Raw genomic sequence first — 21,770 nt, 5'->3', positions numbered from 1 at the left:
GTAATTTTTCCTTTATTGAAAGGCATTAAAAGATTTTTTAAAATTCGTAGTTTTGTATGCAATGAAAGATGAAATAAAAGATACCAAAAGTTTTTTTCAGGAACTGAGTGAGCAGCTTTACATTTATATCAGTAAGGTTGCACCGTCGGGTTTTGATATTGTATTTCTTATCGCATTTAAAATTGCGTTACTGGTTGGTGTTTTTCTCTTGCTTGATTTTATTTTTAAAATTATCATCAACTATACTTTCAGATTTTTCCGAAACGAGAATAAATTCCCGATCTTAAAATCAGTTTATCAGTCCAGAATCACCAATTCTCTTGCTCATTTTATTGCGTTGGCAACTGTAGGATCTCTTCATGAGGCCATTTTTGTCGGAGCACTTCCCAAAACAAGTATTTTTATTCACAGATCTGTCAACTTGGGTTTGGTGCTGATTCTTGCAGGAATGTTGTACCGGTCTTTGACTGGTTTCAGGAGTTATTTTACCATTAAACAGGATTTTTATAAAGTGATGGCCATCAATGCTATTTCCGAAACTGTGAAAATTCTTGGAATTTTTATCTTCACTATTGTAAGCATCTGTGTAGTCTTCGGGATCAAAGGAACTACAATTGTAGGTAGTTTAGGAGCGATAACGGCAGTACTTGTACTGGTTTTCAGAGATACCATTTTAGGTTTTGTGACAGGAATTCATGTTGCCACCTCAAAAAGTCTGAAGGTGGGCGACTGGATCGGAGTTCCGAAATACAATATTGAAGGAAATATTTTAGACATCAGTTTGCTGACCACAAAGATTTCTAATTTTGATAAAACTATTTCCTCAATTCCAACCTATGATTTACTTACTACGGAGATCAAAAACCTGCAGGTGATGTCTGAATCGAATACGCGGAGAATTAAAAAGTCGATTGTTTTTAATATCAATTCATTTAAATTTTTGAGTAATGAAGAGATTGAAAAACTAAAAGACATTAATCTTATTTCAGATTATTTAAAAGATAAAATTTCGGAAATCAATCTTGAAAAAGAAACAATCGATCACAAAGATAAAATCATTAACGGGAGACAGTTGACCAACATCGGAGTCTTCAGATATTACGCTCAGAAATATCTGGAAAATGATCCCGAAATAGATAAAGAAAGCCCGATTATGGTTCGCCAGTTAGAGATCACTACACAAGGCTTGCCGATGGAAGTCTACTGCTTTGCGAATGATTCCAAATGGGTGAAATTTGAACAGATACAGGCAGATATTTTCGATCATCTTTTGGTTGCCTCAAAGGAATTTGATCTTCAGATTATGCAGATTGGATTGCCAAAATAAGTATGAATTTTAAGTTTAGATATAAATAAATATAATAAAATGATGAACTCAAGAAGCAATAACATCCCGCTTCCAACATTCATCATCCAACAACAATATGACAAAACTAAGTGTAAACATTAATAAAATTGCAACCATCAGAAACGCAAGAGGTGGAGAAACACCAAGCGTAACAGAAGCTGCAGTGAAAATTCAGGAATTTGGTGCTCACGGAATTACCATTCATCCAAGACCGGATGAGAGACACATCACCAGAAAAGATGTCTATGACCTGAAACCATTGGTTCATACCGAATTTAATATTGAAGGAAATCCGCACAGAGATTTTATCGATATGGTTTTGGAAGTGAAACCTGAACAGGTTACTCTGGTTCCTGACGCTGATGACGCCATCACATCCAATGCGGGCTGGGATACGAAAAAGCATCTTGATTTTCTGACTGAAATTATTGGTGAATTTAAAAATGCTGGAATCAGAACTTCTGTTTTTCTGGATCCAACACCTGAATTGGTAGAATATGCTTTTAAAACTGGCGCTGACAGAATCGAGCTGTACACCGAAGCTTACGCTAAAGATTATGTAAAAAATAAAGAAGCGGCAATCAAACCTTATTACGATACCGCGGTTGTTGCCAATGAATTCGGTTTGGGAATCAATGCCGGCCACGATTTAAGCTTAGACAATTTAAAATATTTTGCAGATAGCATTCCGAATTTGCTGGAAGTTTCCATCGGACATGCTTTGGTTTCAGAAGCCTTGTATATGGGCATGGAAAATACGGTTCAGGCTTATCTGAAAAGATTGGCGAAGTGGTAATATGTCGGAAGCCAGGATTTAAACAATGTAGTTTCTGACATCCAGCATCCAACATCAAACATCCATCATTTAAAAAAAAATATATGGAAATTCTTCATTCAAAAATATTCGGCGAAAACCTTTCGTCAACACCACTTTTAGTATTTCATGGTTTGTTTGGAATGCTTGATAACTGGGGAAGCTTCGGGAAAGAACTGGGCGAATTTTTGCCGGTTCATTTAATTGACCTCAGAAATCACGGCCGGAGTTTTCATTCCGATGAAATGTCACATGATGATTTAGCAAACGACATCGCTAATTACATGAGTCATCACGGGATAGAAAAAGCCCACGTTTTAGGACATTCTTTAGGTGGAAAAGCCGTAATGCAGTTTGCATTGAATTATCCTGAAAAGGTTGAAAAGTTAATCGTCGTAGATATTGCTCCAAAAGCCTATCCGCCGCACCACCAAGGCATCATTAAAGCCTTGGAAACTGTCAATTTTGATGAGGTAAAATCAAGAGGAGAGGTTGAAAAAGTCTTAACAGAATATATTCCTGAAAAATCAACGATTCAGTTTCTTGCTAAAAATCTTTATTGGGAAGAAAATGGAGACACTAAAAAGCTCAACTGGAGATTTAATCTTAAAACACTCTCAGAAAAATACAATCAGTTTGTCTCAAATGCTATCAAATTCGGAGTTTTTGAGGGCGAAACATTGTTTATTGCAGGTGAAAAATCGAATTACATTTTACCTCAGGATAGCTTTGCCATCAGACAGCAGTTTCCAAAAGCTGAAATCGTAAAGGTAAGCAACGCTGCACATTGGGTTCAGGCGGATAATCCTATGGAATTCAGTAAGGTAGTTAAAGAATTTCTTGGAATTTAATGACTGTTAAATGTTTTCAATTGAAAGGTTAAATTTTTCATAAACTCAATATTTTTTATTTCCTGATATAAATTTTTTGTAACTTAGTTCTATCAAATCAATAAAAAAAATGTGTTATGGAAAAGAAAAAGTTAAAAAAACCGTTCTTTGCTTCATTTTTAGAAAATCAGATTAAAGATCCTAAAGAGGTGAAAGGTGGCAGCAGCAGCGTTGGATCAACAAGTCCTCTTCGCGACGGCGTTACTAAACCTGCTTACGATACTCAACAGACAATGAAGTATCCTTCAGACGGTGACGAATCTACGGTATAAAAGCCGTTCCAATATTATTCATATTTACAAATTGATATTTGAGGAAACTTACCGCTAAGTTTCCTCTTTTTATAACGGGCTATCATGATTCTCTGCATTACCCATTCTCAGGATTTTTACACGGTTGATATGTTCTTTGATTATTTATCTTCAAAGAATATTTCTTTTTACAGGCTGAATTCTGATCAGCTTAATCACAGTCAGAAGATTAACGTGAGTCCGCATTCTTTTACCATTACTGATCTTAACGGGAATACTATATATTCAAAAGACATAAAAGCAGTCTGGCACCGCAAAGCATGGAGGGTAAAGCCGCCGGAAGATCTTGATGAAGGTTTCAGCGGTATTTTTATCAATGAATATGAAACACTCAAAACCAACCTTTTCAGTCTTTTGGAACATCTTCCGTGGATCAATCCTTTAGAAAACGAAAAAAAGATTGATGCCAACAAAATGCTTCAGCTTAGTATAGCAGAAAAAAATGGGTTAAAGATTCCTGATACGCTTTTCTCGAACGATGAAGTTCAAATTCGAAATTTTTTGAATGAAAAATGCAATGGTAAAGCTGTTGCCAAGCTGCATGGAGTTTTGTCTAAAAACATGAGTGGAGAAAATATGGTTTCCACAGTGATCATTGATCAGTCGAATATTGAAAATCTTTCAGATGTCATTTACAGTCCGATGATTTTCCAGCCGTATATTGAAAAAGAGTATGAACTCAGAATTGTGTATCTTGATGGTGAGTTTTTTGCAGGGAAAATCAACAACAGTGAAAATACCGACTGGCGTGTTACTCAGGAAAATTATTTCTGGTCTGGTGATCAGCTTCCTCAGGAGATCGAAATGAATCTCAATTCGATGATGAAAGAGATGGGTCTGTATTTTGGTGCCATCGATATGATCAAAAGTACAGATGGAGCGTATTATTTTCTCGAAGTCAATCCACAGGGAGAGTGGGGAATGCTGCAGAAAGAACTGGGATTTCCTATTGCCGAAAGAATCGCCGATCATCTTTTAAAAAGAATAGAAGACCATGAAGAATAAAATTTTAATTATAACCCATACCGAAGATAATTTCTCAATCGATAAAGTGACAGAAAATATCGAAGCAAACGGTTTCGAGGTGATCCGTTTTGATGTTGACCTTTATCCTTTACACAATAAACTCAGCACAGGCTACCAAAATGGAAACTGGGAAAGCTTTCTGGAAAATGCTGATGGAGAATTCCGTCTTGATGACATCGCCACCGTTTGGTACAGACGTGCCTACAATATCGGAAATGGACTGAAAGAGGAACTTGAAGGTAAATTTTTCGGCGCTGCCATGGGCGAAATCAGAAATACACTTTTCGGATTTCTGGAATCTCTGGATTGCTATTCTCTCGGGAAACCGAGTGTTTACAGAAGACTGGACAGCAAAGAAGAACAGTTGAAAATAGCTTCTAAAATTGGTTTTAAAATTCCTGAAACCTGCATCACGAATAATCCTGACGAAGCCAGAGCATTTATTGCCGAAAACAAAGAGGTGATCACCAAGATGCAAACTGGTTTCGCGATCTACGAAGATGGTGTGGAAAACGTGGTTTTTACCAATCTTATTAATGAAGATAATTTAGAGGAACTGGATGGACTGATATACTGTCCGATGCAGTTTCAGAAGAAAATAGACAAGAAAAAAGAACTCCGGGTAACGGTTGTAGGTCAGGATATTTACACTTTTGAAATTGATTCTCAACAGTCTGAAGATGCGAAAGTGGACTGGCGGAAGGATGGCGTCAATCTTTTACAGAAATGGGTTCAGACTGATCTTCCATCCGAAATCGAAAATAAAATCATCAGATTGCTCGATGTGTACAATGTTGATTACGGAGCCATTGATATCATTGTGTCGCCTGAAGATGAATATTATTTCATAGAAATCAATGCTGCCGGCGAGTTTTTCTGGCTAGATAATTTAACCGAAGATAATCTGATCTCAAAAAGCATTGCCGATTTGCTGTGTGAAAAAGCGCAAAGACGAGACAATACAGTTCTAATCTAAATTGACGTGGCAAAAATTACCTACTATAGACAGCTGGATTCGATGGACTGCGGACCAACCTGTCTCAGGATAATTACTCAGTATTTCGGTAAAAAGTTTTCCTCCGAATACCTCCGGCTGATTACGTTTCAGTCGAGAACGGGCGTGAGTTTTCATGATCTTATTGCCGCATCACAGGAATTGCATCTGGAAACTTTGGCAGTCGAAATCAGCTTCGAAAAACTGATGTCTGAAGCACCCAAACCCTGCATTCTTCACTGGAAAAACGATCATTTTGTTGTGCTTGTTCCTCAGGAAAAATCAGGGAAAATTACGTTAGCCGATCCTGAATATGGCAGACTTGAACTTAGTGAAGAAGAATTTAAAGAAAGCTGGCTTCAGGAAAACAGTACGGGAAAAGCGCTTCTGTTTGAAACGACCGAAGCTTTTTTTCAGAAAAAAGAAGACCATTCTGTCAACGGATTTAAGTTTCTTTTTAAATATTTAAAGCATCAACGCAAAGCTCTTATTTTTTTGCTTCTTACTTTGGTGATTACGAGTGTGATCACACTTATTTTTCCGTTTCTCACACAGAATTTGGTTGATAAAGCCATTAAATTTAAAGATAAAAATCTTGTTTTAATGATTGTAGGCGCCCAGATTGTGCTCTTTCTGGGAAACAGTTTTATGGATCTGATCCGGAGCTGGATTATGCTCAAAGTCAATACCAAAGTCAATATCAGACTCATCAGCGATTTTATTGGCAAACTGATCCGTCTGCCGGTGGCGTATTTTGAGTCGAAAAGAGTAGGAGACATTCAGCAGCGCATTTTAGACCATCAGAGAATAAGTTCGTTTCTGTCAACCAATACTTTGGCAATACTTTTTTCATTTATCAATCTTCTGGTTTTCTCGGTTGTGCTCGGAACTTACAATCTCATTATCCTGATTTTATTTTTTACATTCAGCTTCTTATCGGTTGTCTGGATTTTCATTTTTTTAAATAAAAGAAAAGTTTTAGACCAGAAAGAATTCATTCTCAACAGTCAGAATCAGAATATTTTAAATGAAATTGTTTTGGGAATGGCTGAGATTAAAATCAATCAGTCTGAAAATTTTCAGCAGGCAAAATGGGAAGATGTACAGCAAGAACTCTTTGAGCGGAACAAAAAAGCACTGAAACTTTCACAGTATCAGATGATTGGGTCGGGTTTTATCTCTCAGCTTAAAAATATTCTGATCACCGGATTTTCTGCCTACGCTGTGATCGACGGAGATCTGACGCTCGGGATGATGCTTGCAATCAGTTTTATTGTGGGTCAGATGAATTCGCCTTTTGATCAGCTGTTATACGTTATTCAAATCACACAGGATGCCAAATTAAGTCTGGAAAGGATAGCCGAAGTACACACAAAACCTGTAGAAAATACTTTGGAAGAAAGCCGCCAAACACTTAAGAATGAAGACCTCGTTCTCGAAAATGTAGATTTTGGATTTGGTGATTTTCAGATTTTAAAAAATTTAAACGTAAAAATTCCGAAAGGCAAAATCACGGCCATTGTCGGCGAAAGTGGTAGCGGAAAGACAACATTATTTAAACTTTTGCTGAGGTTTTATGAGCCTGATCAAGGAATGATCACTTACGGTAACCAAAGTCTATCTGAAATTCCTCTTGCTGACTGGCGTGAAACTACCGGAACAGTAATGCAGGAAGGCTTTATCTTCTCAGACACGATCCGCAAAAACATCACGCTGAAAAGTAATAATATTGATGAAAACCTGCTGACTTATGCTGTAAAAGTTGCAAATTTGCAGAAATTTGTACAGAAGTATCCTCAGGGTCTGGATACTTTGGTGGGAAACGACGGAATAAACTTGAGCACAGGGCAGAAGCAGCGTATTTTAATTGCCCGCTCTGTCTACAGAAATCCTGATATTTTTCTTTTGGATGAGGCCACAAGCGCACTCGATTCCCGAAATGAGAAAGAAATTATGGAGAATCTTTTTGAGTTTTTCAAAGGACGGACGGTCGTCATCATCGCACACCGTCTGAGTACCATCAAAAATGCAGATCAGATTCTGGTACTTCACAACGGCGAATTTGTAGAAAGCGGAAATCATCAGGGACTTTTGAACCGTAAAAAATATTATCATAACTTAGTCAACAATCAAGTAGGAATATAGTTTCATGGTTTTTGTAACAGGAGCAACAGGAATTTTAGGCAGAGTCATCGTTTTGGAACTTTTAAAAAAGGGAAAAAGCGTGCGCGCAGCTAAAAGACCTGAAAGCAATATTGATGAAGTAAAGCAATCTTTTCAGTTTTATACAGAGAATCACGATTCGTTTTTCGACAGAATAGAATGGGTAGACATTGATTTTAATGATATTCATTCTCTTGAATCTGCACTGCAAAACGTGGATGAGGTCTATCATTGTGCGGCGAAAGTAAGTTTCAGACCTCAGGATGAAAAAGAACTGTACCGCACCAATATAGAAGGCACAAAACAGCTGCTGTACGCTTGTGAAAACTCAGGTGTCCAAAAGTTTCTTCATGTAAGTTCGATTGCCGTTCTGGATAGTTTTAATGAAAAAGGTGAACTGGATGAAGAGTCAGATTTTAATCCTAAAATAGAACATTCTGCCTACGCCATCTCAAAACATCTTTCTGAAATGGAAGTCTGGAGAGCTTCTGCTGAAGGTTTAAATACCATCATCATCAATCCCGGAATGATTATCGGAAGTGGAAACTGGGGCAAAAGCAGTGGCGATATTTTTCCGACTTTTGAGAATAACAATTTTACTTTTTCCGGCGGCGCAAATTATGTTGATGTGAGAGATGTTGCTAATATTGCCCTGCAATTAATGGAAAAAGAAGTTTTTGGACAAAGATTTATTTTAATTTCTGAAAATAAACGATACGCCGAAATAGGAAAACAAATCCGCTCAAAATTAAATTTAAAGGAACTTAAAATTTTACCCAAGTCAATACTGAATATCGGAAGAGTGTTTAACATTCTTTTCGGCTGGCTGATTCCTGCACTGAAGATTGTCAATAAAACCAATATTGAGTCGATTACAACGTTTACCAGGATTTCAAATCAAAAAATTAAAGAAGAGATTGATTTTCAGTTTATTCCGGTATCGGAAAGTATTGATTTTCATTTAAATAATTATATCAACGACAAAAAGCTGACAAATAAATGAATCTTGCAGAGGCAATCATCAGAAAAAATGTAGAAAAGCATCCTTTAAAATCAGCAATTGGCTTTAAGAAAAAAGATGGCAAGTGGAAAGAATTAAGCTGGAATAAATTCAGCGAAATTATTTTTAAAACAGCCAACGCTTTAAAAGAATCAGGAATTTCTGAAAATGATAAAGTCGCTATTTATGCCGATAATTCTGCAGAATGGATGATTTTTGATTTGGCTATATTGTCAATTGGAGCGATTACCGTTCCGATTTATTCAACCAATAATACTGAGCAGGCGGAATTTATTTTAAAAGATTCAGGTGCAAAATCGGTTTTGGTTGGCAGTCAGGCTCAATATGATTCATGTCTTGAGATTTTAAAAAAGGAAAGTACTGATTTAAAATCAATCATCATTTCGAAGAAAGCGGTCTGGATCAAGAAAGAATTCAGCAGTTTTTATCTGGAAGATTTTATTGCGAAGTCATCAGCTGAATTTCAGTTTTCAGAAAAAAATGAAGACGATACCGCAACCATAATTTACACATCAGGAACAACGGGAAATCCCAAAGGAGTAATGCTTCCTCACACCAATTTCATCAAAATATGTGATGCCCATTTTGAATTTTTTAAGTTTAAAAATTTCGAAGACGAAGTTTCACTGGCGTTTTTGCCATTGACCCACGTTTTCGAAAGAAGCTGGAGTTTACTGTGTCTGTATGGCGGAGCAAGAGTTTATTTTCTGGAAGATTCTAAAGATATTGTCAAAGCTTTGGTTGAGGTAAAACCAACGATGATGTGCGTTGTTCCGAGGTTTTTGCAGAAAGTATATGCAGGAGTTTTGGAAAAGGCAGAAGAAGGTTCATCTTTAAAAAAGAAAATCTTCAAATGGGCATTGGAAACTGGAAAAGAAACCGCAGAATTTAAAAGAACAGAAAAATCAATTCCTTTCGGTTTAAAAGCCAAGGAAACCGTTGCAGATTTACTGGTTTTCAGTAAGATTAAAGAGAAACTGGGCGGAAGACTTTGGTTTATTCCCTGTGGCGGAGCTTCTCTGTCGCCGGAAGTCACTCAGTTTTTTGAATCGGTCGACATTCATGTGACCGTTGGCTATGGTTTGACCGAAACGACGGCAACTTTGACGGCTTTCCCACTGACTAATTTTGAACACGGAAGTTGCGGAAAGCCTTTACCGGGCGTAGAACTTCGCATTGGCGATCATGATGAAATTCAGGCAAAAGGAAACGGAATTATGAAAGGTTATTACAACCGGCCTGAAGAAACCGAAAAAGTTTTCACACACGATGGTTGGTTTAAAACCGGCGACGCAGGAAAATTTGATGAAAACGGAAATCTTTTTATTACAGACCGAATCAAAGATTTGATGAAAACTTCTAACGGAAAATACATCGCTCCGCAAATGATTGAAAATCTTCTCACCAACAATAATTTTATCAGTCAGATAACATTAATTGCCGAAGGAAGACAGTTTGTTTCAGCTTTGATTGTTCCGAATTTTGAGTTTCTGAAGGATTATTTAAATAAGAAAAACATTCCATTTACCAGCTGGGAGGATATTGTAAAAAAGAAAGAAATTATTGATTTTTACAAAGAAAAAATAAACGGACTGCAGCATCAGATCTCAGATTACGAAAAAGTGAAAAAGTTTACGCTGATGCCGTCAGAATTTGAAATCAGCAGTGGAGAAATAACGCCAACTTTGAAAGTAAAAAGAAATGTGGTGATGAAGAAATACGCGGATTTGATTGAAAAAATGTATTAAAATTAAGGTTGAGGTTAAGGTTGAGGATGAGTCTTGAAGGCTTGTTGACGACCAGCATTGGGTGAAGCCCAATCAATCTGAAAATCTCAATTAAATATCAGCCCTGCAAAGGGCGTAATCTATTTCAAAACCATAATTTCAAATGATTTTAAAACGGTTAAAAATTTTATTTTAAACTATGACAACAAACGATTTTTTAGGAACAGACGAATTTACAATACAGAATAAAACAGTTTCAGAAAGCTGTCCGTCAAATATTGCTTTAATTAAATATTGGGGGAAATACGCCAATCAGATTCCTGCGAATCCGAGCATTAGTTTTACTTTAAATCACTGTAAAACCAACACGGAGATGGAGTTTCTGGCCAATGAACCGTTTTCTGTCCAGACTTTTTTAGCAGGAAATGAAGAAGTGAAATTTGCCGAAAAGATTGAAAAATATTTCAAAAATATCGAGCAGTATTTGCCTTGGATTTTAAAAGGAAAATACACTATCAGAACCGAAAATACATTTCCTCACAGTTCGGGAATTGCAAGTTCAGCTTCAGGTTTTGGAGCGATTGCAAAATGTCTGATGAGTTTAGATGAACAGTTTTCAAGTACAAATACAGAATCATCAGTGATCAATGATCAGTCATCATTCATCCTAAAAAAAGCCTCATTTTTGGCAAGATTGGGGAGCGGAAGTGCATGCAGAAGTCTGTATAACGGTTTGGTGGTCTGGGGCGAATCTGATGAGGTGGAAGGAAGCTCGGATCTGTTCGCAGTGAAATATTCTGATGACGAAATTCATCCTGTTTTTAAAGACTTTAACGATTGGGTTTTATTGATTCATGAAGGTGTAAAAAGCGTTTCTTCTACTGTTGGTCATGGCTTAATGAACACAAATCCTTACGCAGAAAGAAGATTTCAGGAGGCGAGAGAAAACTTTGTTCCGATGAAGGAAGTTCTGAAAAGCGGAAACATGGAGGAGTTTATCAAATTGGTTGAGCACGAAGCCTTAACCCTTCACGCAATGATGATGATGAGCGATCCTGCATTTATTCTAATGAAAACCGGAACCTTGGAAGTCATCAATAAGATCTGGGATTTCAGAAGAGAAACCAATTTGCCTTTGTTTTTTACGCTGGATGCTGGTGCCAATGTTCATTTGCTTTTCCCGAACGATGGTTCAGAAGAACAGATCAAATCTTTTATTGAAACAGAATTGCTGCAACACACCCAGAAAAATGGGGTGGTGAAGGATGTGATGAAGTGGTAGGCTTAAAACAAATTTCTTACTAAAGAATTGAAATATCCTGAATAATATTGGAGCGGACTTTAGTCCGCTTTCATTTTTTGTAGTACAAATAAGTTTTCGACTAAGTTGATAACTTATACGGCTGGTTAATAAATTTTCTCATCAAAACATTTAAGGTGTATCAAACTATATGATTCAATTTAAATTATGGTTTAACAGCTTTACATGCCCTATGAAGTTGATATTTAACTATTTATTGTGATTTGACTAAATTTTTTTGGCATTGATGTTGAAACTATGTAATTACAAGTTTATACAAAATGAAAAAATTATTCATCACAGCATTACTCCTTGGAACTTTCAGTTTGGGATATGCGCAGTCAGATTATTACAATGATTACAGAAGAAGTGTAACAGATGTCAACTGGCAGACTGTGGTTTCAGATCTGTTATTATCAGCAACACAAGCGAATGAAATTAACGCTCTGAATAACAGATACAATGATTACGATGGCTGGAACAGAGTGTATTCAAATCAGCCCGACAGATGGTCTACAGACAGATATTCTGAGCTGGAGAGAATCATGGGAAGAGATAAATATACAAAGTTTAAAACCAAATATTATAAAGGAAAAAATCCTGTAGCTGTCTACAACAGTAACAAAAACAATGATAAGCGCTATAAACATATGAACAAAAAAGCAAAGGTTCATAAAGTCTATAAGGCTAAAGGAAATAAGCGGTAATCAGGCTTATAAAAAATTTTAAATAAAGAATGACTGTGCGAAAGTGCAGTCATTTTTTGTTCTGTAAATCTGAATAGTTTTATCGCGCAATTTAATTTTAAATTAATTTTTATCAAACTATAATTCTTACTTATCCGTATGGATAATAAGTTAGGTTATTTTATATCAAAATAATATCTAATTTTAAACCTTAAGAAATTAGATCACAATGAAAATTATATTTGCACTCACATTATTTCTCGGAAGCCTATCATTCGCACAGCAAACTTCAAATTCAGAGATCGAAAAACCGATTAGAAATTTATTTCTGGCCATGAAAAATGCAGATTCAGAATTGTTGAAAACGGTTTTTTCTGATTCCGCCATTCTTCAAACCATTGCAAAAGATGGTGTGAAAACTGAAAATATCACTGATTTTGTTTCATCCATTTCCAAAATGAAAAAAGATGATCTGGATGAAAGAATTTCGGTTGAAGGTATTCATACGGACGGTAATCTGGCAAGCGTTTTTACACCGTATTCTTTTTATTTTAAAGGGAAATTTTCTCACTGTGGCGCCAACAGTTTTCAACTGATTAAAGTAAGTAACGAATGGAAAATTCAGTATTTAATTGATACGAGGAGGAAAGACAACTGTAAAGAATTAAAATAATTTATCTTTAAAATAAAAAAGAACACGCAAAATAAATCTGCGTGTTCTTCTGTTTTATAATACTTCCGGAAATCCGAAAAAATTCGTATTAAATCCCGTCAATGATTTCATTTAAAACAGTACTTGGTCTCATAGCCTCATACGTTTTGTAAGTGTCAGTTTTGAAGTAACCTTCAATATTTTGCGGCTTACCTTGAGCACCGATCAATTCAGAGTTAATTACATCTTCGCTTTCCTGTAATGCTTCTGCAACAGGAGCGAACTGCTGAGCAAGTTCAGCATCGGCAGTTTGATTTGCCAAAGCTTCTGCCCAATACATTGCCAGATAGAAGTGAGAACCTCTGTTGTCGATCTGTCCAACCTTTCTCGCAGGAGATTTGTCGGTTGCTAAGAATTTAGCATTTGCCTCATCGAGTGCATCTGCCAATACCTGAGCTTTTGTATTGCCCTGAGTCTGTGCCAAATGCTCTAAAGAAGCCTGTAAAGCCAGGAATTCACCTAAAGAATCCCATCTTAAATAACCTTCTTCGATGAACTGCTCAACGTGTTTCGGTGCAGAACCTCCCGCACCAGTTTCAAACAAACCACCACCGTTCATCAACGGAACGATAGAAAGCATTTTTGCAGAAGTTCCAAGTTCTAAGATTGGGAAAAGGTCAGTAAGATAATCTCTCAATACGTTTCCTGAAACAGAAATGGTATCTTTTCCTTCTCTTGCTCTTTTTAAAGTTTCGGTCATTGCGTCTTTTACATCAAGAATTTTGATGTCTAATCCGTTCGTATCGTGATCAGCCAAATATTTTTCAACTTTTTTGATCATTTCTCTGTCGTGAGCTCTTCCTTTATCCAACCAGAAAATCGCAGGAGTGTCAGAAAGTTTTGCTCTGTTTACCGCGAGTTTTACCCAGTCCTGAATCGGAGCATCTTTAGTCTGACACATTCTGAAGATATCTCCGGTTTCAACTTTCTGAGAAAGAAGAACGTTTCCGTTTTCGTCCTGAACTTCAACCGTTCCTTCAGCTGTAGCCTGGAAAGTTTTGTCGTGAGAACCATATTCTTCAGCTTTTTGAGCCATTAAACCAACGTTTGGAACAGAACCCATTGTAGTAGGATCTAATTTTCCGTGCGCTTTCATATCATCAATTACAGACTGATAGAAACCTGCGTAAGAACGGTCCGGAATGATACAAACTGTATCTTCTTCTTTACCTTCTTTGTTCCACATTTTTCCTCCACCTCTTACCAAGGCAGCCATAGAAGCATCAACGATAATGTCTGAAGGAACGTGGAAGTTGGTAATTCCTTTGTCAGAATTAACCATTGCCACTCTTGGTCCGTTTGCCAAAGCAGTTTCGATATCCGCTTTTATTTCAGCTTCCTGAGCGTTTCCTTTGATTTTATCGAAAAGATCAGCTAAACCGTTGTTTGGATTAACATCTAAAGAATCAAAAGTCTCAGCATATTTAGCGAATACATCTTTGAAGAAAGTCTCAACGATCGCTCCGAATACGATTGGATCAGAGATTTTCATCATCGTCGCTTTCAGGTGAGCAGAAAGAAGTACGTTTCTGTTTTTAGCTTCTTCAATTGCTTCCTGTACGAAAGATTTTAAAGAATTTAAATTCATTACTGAAGAATCGATTACTTCTCCAGCCTGAAGACCAGCGAAATCCTTCAGTAAAGATTCTGCACCGTCATTACCTTTGAAAACGATTTTAAATTTTGTAGCATTCTCAAGCGTAGTCGAAGTTTCAGTTCCGTAGAAATCTCCGCTGTTCATGTGAGCCACGTCAGTTTTGCTGTCTGATGCCCAGTCACCCATTCTGTGAGGGTTTGCTTTTGCGTAGTTTTTAACGGCTTTCGGAGCACGTCTGTCAGAATTTCCTTCTCTCAATACAGGGTTTACAGCACTTCCCAAAACTTTTGCATACTTAGCTTTGATTGCTTTTTCCTCATCATTTTTAGGTTCTGCCGGATAGTTTGGAACTGCGAAACCTTTAGCCTGTAACTCAGCGATTGCAGCATCCAGTTGGGGAGCAGAAGCAGAGATGTTTGGTAATTTGATAATGTTTGCATCAGGCTGAGTAGCCAGTTCTCCCAATTGAGCCAATGCATCAACGATCTTTTGATCATCTTTCAAAAACTCAGGGAAGTTGGCTAAAATTCTTCCTGCCAAAGAAATATCCGGAACAGCGATTTCAATGTTTGCCGGTTCTGTAAAAGCTTTCACAATCGGTAAAAACGAGTGCGTTGCCAACATTGGAGCTTCGTCTGTAAGCGTGTAATAGATTTTTGATTTTTCTGACATTATAATGTTAGTTTATTGTTTGATTTTTAAGACAGACAAATTTAAGTATTTTTATTCTTAAAGCTTTTCTGATTTTAAATTTTCTTGGCTTAAAAACGATAATCACTGTAGATAATTGATGATTTAGATACACAATTCAGACTGCTGTTCAAAATCTTAAATTAAATAACTGCCATTAAAGTGTTTGATTTAGTCTGAACCTCTTAAATTATCTTTAAATCAATCATATTTGAATATTTTTAATAATTCATGAAACTTATTAAACGCCTTTTGTTAATTGTTTTCAAATCATTTCAAGGATCATAAAATATCTTCTGATATATCTTTAAATCTACATCAATAAGGTATTCTACTTTGTTTCTTTTGGAATAATTCTTGATCAGAATTTTTCTTTTTTAAAGCAAAATCACATCGCGAATTTTTTAACGATAATTAAATTTTAATTAAAAACTGATACCTGCTTTTTGATTATTAAAATATTGTTTGCTTTTTTGAACTTATTTTTATGAAAAAATTTTCTATTCTTCTTTCATCTGCTGTTTTTTCTGCTTCCATGTTTTCGCAGGTGGGAATACAGACCAGTCAGGTAGCACCATCCGCCATTCTGGAAATTAGTACTAACGATCTTGCTGTCGGCAATAAAAAAGGTTTTCTTCCGCCCAGAGTTGCTTTGGCCGGAAACAGAGACACTACAACAATTCCGTCTCCAGCAGTCGGTTTATTTGTTTACAACACTGCGAATGGAGGAACTTTCCCCAATAACGTCATTGCCAACAGATACTATTACTGGAACGGTACCATCTGGACTGATCTTGCAGTGACTTCTTCGCTGACTGGTTATCTGGCCGACCGAATTCTCAGCCTCAACAGTACCTCAACCCAGACTTTCACTTATGCAGGCATCAATGCTACGAGTTCTGCCAACGGCGGCATTCCCGTGAGTTTTGCTGATGGTGATATTGTAACCAATACCGGAGCTATTGCATCAAAGTCGGGAGATAATAATTTTGTAATAAGCATTACCGGTTTGTATGAGGTGACTGGTTTTGTAAATTACAATCCCAACAGAACATCCATAGGCTCGCCTCAAAGAGGCTGTTTTTTAAATTTAAAACTTCAAAGGTCAACCGATAGCGGTACAACATGGACCGATATTATAGGAAACCGTACGGCATGGGGCGTAAGAGCAGCTAACAGTCTTAAAACAGCAATTCTAAGTTCTACACCTGTTTATCTCACGGCCGGGCAGCAATTGAGGCTGGTGGTACAAAACCCTTTTGATGGGACAGATACCTCATCACTACACGGAGAAACAACTGTCGGGAGTCCGCTTCCCGCAATTACGACAGCAGCGAGAGTTCCGGTTTCCAAAAGTTTAACGATAGTTTTATTAGATTATGATCTGCAGTAAAATAAATTTTAAAAAAGTAATATCTTCTGCTTTTATCCTATTAAGTACTTTAGGGTTTTCCCAGAATGTAGGAATTGGAACCGATACTCCTGCAGCTTCAGCGCTTCTGGATATTGATGTCAGTTCACGTGCAGCCAATGATAAAAAAGGAATGTTGATGCCACGAGTTGCTTTATCAAATACTACAGATATTGTGACGGTGGCCAATCCTGCAACGGGACTTTTGGTTTTCAATACAACAGCTTCCGCTACCGATCCTATGATTACTGCAAACACCTATTATTTCTGGAATGGCGTGCGATGGATGGATCTCGCTACATCTGAAACGATACGTTCCAGAATTTTTCCGCAAATGTTTATTACGGGAAATACAGGAAATCAACTTTTAGACAAGACGGCTTTTAATGCTGGAACTCCTCAGGTTGTAAATTTCAGCAGTACTGCAACCGGAGCGATGAATGTAAATGTGGGAAACAGAGTTTCGCTGGCCAATAATAATTTCAGGATTCTTTCTTCGGGTTATTTTGAGATTGCCGGATATGTAGGGTACAATCCCTGGGTTCCGACTACCTGTACTACAGCTGCAACTGAAGGAACCTGCGTTGCCGCACTGGATTTTATAGTTCAGAGATCCAAGGACAACGGTGTCACGTGGGTACAGATTGCAAAATCGAGTACAATGTGGGGTGTAGGAACAGGAGACAGAAACAGGTCTGTGATTGTAGCACCATTTACCATTCTTCTCAGTCAGAATGATCTTGTGAGAGCGGTTGTGGCTAAAGGTTCGTCGGCCAATCACGGAACGACGGGCAATAGCTTAAACATAGAGTCGGGTACAGGTCTTCAGTACTCACGACTGTTGAGATTGCAGAAAATCAATTAATCCTAAAAAAAATGAAAAAAAACATTATCATATTAATTTCAGCATTTTTGGGTGTGAGCAGTCTATCGGCTCAGGTAGGCATCGGAACTACTTCGCCAAATTCTTCAGCGGCACTTGATGTATTTTCCTCCAATAAAGGAATTTTATTGCCAAGACTCAATCTTTCAGGTAGAAATGATGCAGCGACAATCTCTGCTCCCACCAATGGACTGATTGCTTTTAATCTTGCAGCAGCCGGCACAACTCCAAATGCAGTGCTCGCGAATTCACTTTATTTCAGACAGAATAATATCTGGCAGAAGTTTGCCTCTGCTACAGAACTTGCCAATTTAGCATTTTCAAGTCAGTACGTATTGGAATCTTTTACCCAGCAACCTTTCACAACAACACAGCTTACGGCTGTCAACAGTTCGGATACATCAGATATCCCTGTGACGTGGACGGCTGCAGATATTTATCTGGATAATACCGATGATGTAGAACTTTCTACAGCTCAGGATTTCAAGGTGTTGACCACAGGACAATACCGTATTCTCGCAAATTTCACGTTTAACCCGAGAAGAAATGTAACTGCCAACAATTCTAATTACACGGCGGTTGCATTTACGGTAATGAAATCGACAGATAATGGTACAGTGTGGACTGCCATTGCGGGAACAGCCATGCCTTTTGACAATGCTGCCTCCAATGAAGTGCAGACCATCATTATTCCTCGGACAATTCTCAGTTTTAATCAAAATGATCTGATTCGGATAGTAATGACAAAGCCCGGCGGCACCGCTACTCCGAATTACGGAACAGGTTCCGGAGTCATGTCTAAAGCATCTAATGATATTACCAAACTCATTAGAATCAGAAAAATTAACTAAGCTTTTACTCAAATAATCAAAAACTCAGCGGCGATGCTGAGTTTTTGATTTTTGAGATCAGCATATTCTATAGGTATGTCTTTTTTTATCTGAGACTCTTCATTCAAAAAAGCATTTACTATAATAAGGTGAATGATTGCAGTTATTTATCCTTGTGAGAAAGTACTTTTCTTATATTTGTTTAAAATTAATTCTAAGTTATATGAAAAAAATTCTTCTTACATTCTTAATTGGTCTTTTCAGTATTTCGTTTGTATGTGCTCAGGAAAGTGCAGACGTTGTAATGTCTAAAGCTTTGACACAAGCAAAAAAAGAAAAGAAAAAAGTGCTTCTCATTTTTCATGCCTCGTGGTGTGGATGGTGCAAAAAGATGGATAAAAATCTTCAGAAACCTGAGATAGAGCCTTATTTTACAAAGAATTTTATCACAACGCATTTGACTGTAATGGAATCTCCAAACAGGAAAAATCTTGAGAATGCAGGAGGCGATCAGGTTTTGAAAAAATATGGTGGCAGTGAAGATCAGGGAATTCCGTTTTGGGTAATTATAAATGCAAACGGGGAAATGGAAGAAAATTCATTTGACGAAAAAAAGGAGAATATCGGTTGTCCCTCTGCGCCCGAAGAAGTGGAAAGTTTCATTAAAAAACTGGCAAAAACAACCAAATTAAAAAAGGACGAATTAGAGAAAATCAAAATTGCTTTTGCTGCAAAAAACTAAAAAATTATAATTAATATTTATTTTATTTAAAACTACGTGATGCCGTAATTTTTATTGAGAAAGGTTATTTAGATTTGAAAAAAAACATTGGTCAACAGACAATATTTGTTTTAAAATCATAAACAATAACCCTAAAATTTCAATTATGGAAACAGATTTAAAATTAAAACTGGAACAACTTCATCAGAGAGTTGATGCTTTAAAAGATCAGATCAATACAGAGGAAGCAACAAAAAATGCTTTTGTGATGCCGTTTATTCAGATTATCGGATATGATATTTTTAATCCGACAGAAGTAATTCCGGAATTTATCTGTGATATCGGAACCAAAAAAGGCGAAAAAATAGACTATGTCATAAAGAAAGATGATGAACCCATTTTAATTATAGAATGCAAACACTGGAAAGAGAAGGTAGACGCACATAATTCTCAACTGCATCGTTATTATCACGTATCAAAATCAAGATTTGGTGTATTAACGAATGGTCATCAATATAATTTTTATGCAGATCTGGAAAAGCCTAATATCATGGACGAGAAACCGTTTTTCACTTTAGATTTAGCTAATTTAAAAGATTCAAGTTTAAAAATACTGGAAAAATTCTCAAAGAATGGTTATAATTTAGAAGGAATTTTAGACTCTGCAGAATCTTTAAAATACATCAAAGCCATCCGGAATGAGTTTGAAAAAGAACTGAAAGAACCCTCCGATGAAATGGTAAGAATGCTGGTCAATAGATTTTTTGATAAACCTGTTACGGCTTCCAGATTAGTTTCTTTTAAAGAATACACAAGAAAGGCCTTTTCCAACTCAATAAATGAATCGATCAACTTCAGATTGAAAAATGCTTTGAATATAAATGAGACCATACCTTCAAAAGCTAAAGAAGAAATTACTCCGATTGACGACCCTAAAGACGCTTCAAAAATCATCACCACTGAGGAGGAAGTAGAGGGATCACAAATTGTAAAAGCTATTCTGAGGGAGATTTTGCCTGCATCAAGAATCGCGTTCAGAGATACATTATCGTATTTTGGAATTTTACTGGATGATAATAACCGCAAGCCAATCTGTCGTCTTCATTTTAATTCATCCAATAAATACATTGAACTTTTTCACAACGGCAAAGATAATGGCGAAAAAAAATTAATCGCTTCATTGGAAGATATTTATAATTTTAAAAATGAGCTTTTGGCGACAATGAAGAATTATGAATAATCTATTTTAATAGACAGTCAGCACATGAGAGAAAGTCCGATTTTACTAAATTAAAAATGTGAAGTCGGATTTTTTACAATGTTTCTGTGAGCTCACACCGACATTCCCAATAATTTATTTCTTATTATTATATTTACCGACTCATAATAAAACTGCAAACAAACGATGGAACAGAAATACTTTATTCATGACGGAACAGACAAAAAAGGTCCCTACACGCTCGAAGAACTCAGATTACAGGATGTCAGAAGATATACCCTGATCTGGCACAGTGGCCTCAACAACTGGACGGAAGCAGATAAACTGTATGAACTTAAAAGTCTGTTTGCAATGACGCCGCCACCCATCAATCTTACAAAGGAAATACATCAGCCTCCTTCATATCAGCCTCAAAATTATAGCACTAATTATCAAAACGGGAGGATCGAATATCTGAATGATGACACCTTGAAAATACACTACGAAAACGAAATTATCCATTACCGATATGCTAGTTTTGGCGAAAGGCTTGGGGCAAGAATATTAGATGTTTTAATTATCATAATTCCTTCGTGCCTTCTCCCTTTATTTGCGGGATGGCTCTACTATGCGCTCCTGCACTCGAGTAATGATCAGCAGACATTGGGGCAGAAAGTCGTAAACATCAAACTTCTGAGCACAGACGGTATGAAGGTAAATTTTGGACAGTCGACAGGACGTTATTTTGCCAATATCCTGAATAACCTTACACTTTTTATTGGATTTTTGATGTTCTTTTTCAACCGAAAAAATCAATGTCTTCACGATAATCTGGCAAGTACGGTTGTAGTCGCTGAGCTAAGAAGAGAGCGTAAATACTAAGATAATTTATATTTTTAAACCTCAACCTCAAATAAAATGAAAGAAGAAAATATCAATAAACTTAATTCCTTATTCTCCAATTTAAAATCAGAAGATCAAAAGCTGAAAGAAAGTCTTGAAAAGAAAAAAAGTGAAGACGATTTGTTCATAGAAGGCTTCAGGACTTTATGTAAAAACTTCATAGATCCGAAAATGCAGGAGTTCAGAAGAATGCTTCGTGAGAATGGTTTTGGATGCAAGATTTCTTTTAATGAAGAGATTAAAAACGGGTTGGGAATTAACTCTCAAACGAATATCAAGCTGCAGATTTCAAGGAATGTGGATTCCAATTTTTATGCAAATGACAAGTTTCCGCACATCATGTTTGTGGCTGATAAAAATTTAAAAAGAATTGTCATTCATCAGGACACCATTTTCCAGAACGGTACAGGAACCGCAGCTCTGAAAGAACAGTACTACACGCTCGAGAATCTTTCCGAAGAGGATATTGAAAGAGAAATTCTGGAATCGGTTGAGAATATTTTGGTGAATAAGTAAAATTTAGTTTAGAAAAAGCCGATCAGATA

20 protein-coding genes are annotated in these 21,770 nt (G+C 36.7%); 19 read left to right on the top strand and 1 reads right to left on the bottom strand.

Going from position 1 to position 21,770, the window contains the following annotated elements:
* Positions 1 to 61 precede the first annotated feature (61 nt).
* The 12 genes from ASG21_RS13780 to ASG21_RS13725 all read left to right on the top strand — a co-directional run bounded on the left by ASG21_RS13780 (position 62) and on the right by ASG21_RS13725 (position 12,953).
* Positions 62 to 1,327, top strand: a complete 1,266-nt coding sequence (locus ASG21_RS13780) for a mechanosensitive ion channel domain-containing protein (protein ID WP_056081216.1) — start codon at positions 62 to 64, stop codon at positions 1,325 to 1,327.
* 97 nt (positions 1,328 to 1,424) lie between these two features.
* The gene (locus ASG21_RS13775) at positions 1,425 to 2,144 is read left to right on the top strand and encodes a pyridoxine 5'-phosphate synthase (RefSeq protein WP_056081213.1); all 720 of its coding nucleotides are present in this window, start codon (positions 1,425 to 1,427) and stop codon (positions 2,142 to 2,144) included.
* 83 nt (positions 2,145 to 2,227) lie between these two features.
* On the top strand, positions 2,228 to 3,013 hold the full coding sequence (locus tag ASG21_RS13770) for an alpha/beta fold hydrolase (protein WP_056081210.1): 786 nt from the start codon (positions 2,228 to 2,230) through the stop codon (positions 3,011 to 3,013).
* 116 nt (positions 3,014 to 3,129) lie between these two features.
* Positions 3,130 to 3,324, top strand: a complete 195-nt coding sequence (locus tag ASG21_RS13765) for a microviridin/marinostatin family tricyclic proteinase inhibitor (RefSeq protein ID WP_056081207.1) — start codon at positions 3,130 to 3,132, stop codon at positions 3,322 to 3,324.
* Between the two features lie 84 nt (positions 3,325 to 3,408).
* Positions 3,409 to 4,368 carry an MvdC/MvdD family ATP grasp protein gene (locus ASG21_RS13760; RefSeq protein WP_056081204.1) on the top strand — a complete coding sequence of 320 codons (960 nt, stop codon included), beginning with the start codon at positions 3,409 to 3,411 and terminating at the stop codon, positions 4,366 to 4,368.
* Complete coding sequence (locus ASG21_RS13755) at positions 4,358 to 5,365, top strand: MvdC/MvdD family ATP grasp protein (RefSeq protein ID WP_056081200.1); 1,008 nt, start codon at positions 4,358 to 4,360, stop codon at positions 5,363 to 5,365. The genes ASG21_RS13760 and ASG21_RS13755 overlap by 11 nt, the downstream gene beginning before the upstream one ends.
* 6 nt (positions 5,366 to 5,371) lie before the next feature.
* Positions 5,372 to 7,528: a peptidase domain-containing ABC transporter gene (locus ASG21_RS13750; RefSeq protein WP_199767880.1), complete on the top strand. Its 2,157-nt coding sequence runs from the start codon at positions 5,372 to 5,374 to the stop codon at positions 7,526 to 7,528.
* A gap of 4 nt (positions 7,529 to 7,532) precedes the next feature.
* Positions 7,533 to 8,549 carry an NAD-dependent epimerase/dehydratase family protein gene (locus ASG21_RS13745; RefSeq protein ID WP_056081194.1) on the top strand — a complete coding sequence of 339 codons (1,017 nt, stop codon included), beginning with the start codon at positions 7,533 to 7,535 and terminating at the stop codon, positions 8,547 to 8,549.
* Complete coding sequence (locus ASG21_RS13740; RefSeq protein WP_056081191.1) at positions 8,546 to 10,315, top strand: long-chain fatty acid--CoA ligase; 1,770 nt, start codon at positions 8,546 to 8,548, stop codon at positions 10,313 to 10,315. The genes ASG21_RS13745 and ASG21_RS13740 overlap by 4 nt, the downstream gene beginning before the upstream one ends.
* Before the next feature lie 178 nt (positions 10,316 to 10,493).
* Positions 10,494 to 11,576 (top strand): hypothetical protein, encoded by a 1,083-nt coding sequence (locus ASG21_RS13735; RefSeq protein ID WP_056081189.1) that lies wholly within the window; start codon positions 10,494 to 10,496, stop codon positions 11,574 to 11,576.
* Positions 11,577 to 11,875: 299 nt separating this feature from the next.
* The gene (locus ASG21_RS13730; RefSeq protein WP_056081186.1) at positions 11,876 to 12,301 is read left to right on the top strand and encodes a hypothetical protein; all 426 of its coding nucleotides are present in this window, start codon (positions 11,876 to 11,878) and stop codon (positions 12,299 to 12,301) included.
* A 208-nt stretch (positions 12,302 to 12,509) separates the two neighbouring features.
* Positions 12,510 to 12,953 (top strand): nuclear transport factor 2 family protein, encoded by a 444-nt coding sequence (locus tag ASG21_RS13725; RefSeq protein WP_056081182.1) that lies wholly within the window; start codon positions 12,510 to 12,512, stop codon positions 12,951 to 12,953.
* Between the two features lie 88 nt (positions 12,954 to 13,041).
* On the opposite strand, the gene ASG21_RS13720 is transcribed toward ASG21_RS13725, so the two are convergent.
* Positions 13,042 to 15,261 (bottom strand): NADP-dependent isocitrate dehydrogenase, encoded by a 2,220-nt coding sequence (locus ASG21_RS13720; protein WP_056081179.1) that lies wholly within the window; start codon positions 15,259 to 15,261, stop codon positions 13,042 to 13,044.
* Positions 15,262 to 15,766: 505 nt separating this feature from the next.
* Between ASG21_RS13720 and ASG21_RS13715 the strand changes: the two genes are divergently transcribed.
* The 7 genes from ASG21_RS13715 (at position 15,767) to ASG21_RS13685 (ending at position 21,741) form a co-directional block, all read left to right on the top strand.
* Entirely contained in the window at positions 15,767 to 16,672 is a 906-nt protein-coding gene (locus ASG21_RS13715; RefSeq protein ID WP_056081176.1) for a hypothetical protein, read from the top strand.
* Positions 16,659 to 17,555, top strand: a complete 897-nt coding sequence (locus ASG21_RS13710) for a hypothetical protein (protein ID WP_056081173.1) — start codon at positions 16,659 to 16,661, stop codon at positions 17,553 to 17,555. Before ASG21_RS13715 ends, ASG21_RS13710 begins: the two co-directional genes overlap by 14 nt.
* Before the next feature lie 11 nt (positions 17,556 to 17,566).
* Positions 17,567 to 18,424 carry a hypothetical protein gene (locus ASG21_RS13705; protein ID WP_056081171.1) on the top strand — a complete coding sequence of 286 codons (858 nt, stop codon included), beginning with the start codon at positions 17,567 to 17,569 and terminating at the stop codon, positions 18,422 to 18,424.
* Between the two features lie 202 nt (positions 18,425 to 18,626).
* On the top strand, positions 18,627 to 19,145 hold the full coding sequence (locus ASG21_RS13700) for a thioredoxin family protein (protein WP_056081168.1): 519 nt from the start codon (positions 18,627 to 18,629) through the stop codon (positions 19,143 to 19,145).
* Between the two features lie 145 nt (positions 19,146 to 19,290).
* On the top strand, positions 19,291 to 20,364 hold the full coding sequence (locus tag ASG21_RS13695; protein WP_056081166.1) for a type I restriction endonuclease: 1,074 nt from the start codon (positions 19,291 to 19,293) through the stop codon (positions 20,362 to 20,364).
* A 165-nt stretch (positions 20,365 to 20,529) separates the two neighbouring features.
* Positions 20,530 to 21,204, top strand: a complete 675-nt coding sequence (locus ASG21_RS13690; RefSeq protein ID WP_056081163.1) for an RDD family protein — start codon at positions 20,530 to 20,532, stop codon at positions 21,202 to 21,204.
* Positions 21,205 to 21,240: 36 nt separating this feature from the next.
* Complete coding sequence (locus ASG21_RS13685) at positions 21,241 to 21,741, top strand: hypothetical protein (RefSeq protein ID WP_056081161.1); 501 nt, start codon at positions 21,241 to 21,243, stop codon at positions 21,739 to 21,741.
* The last annotated feature ends 29 nt before the right edge of the window (positions 21,742 to 21,770 follow it).

This window comes from Chryseobacterium sp. Leaf394 (assembly GCF_001424105.1).
GTDB lineage: Bacteria > Bacteroidota > Bacteroidia > Flavobacteriales > Weeksellaceae > Chryseobacterium.
This window is presented reverse-complemented; position numbering and strand designations above follow the sequence as displayed.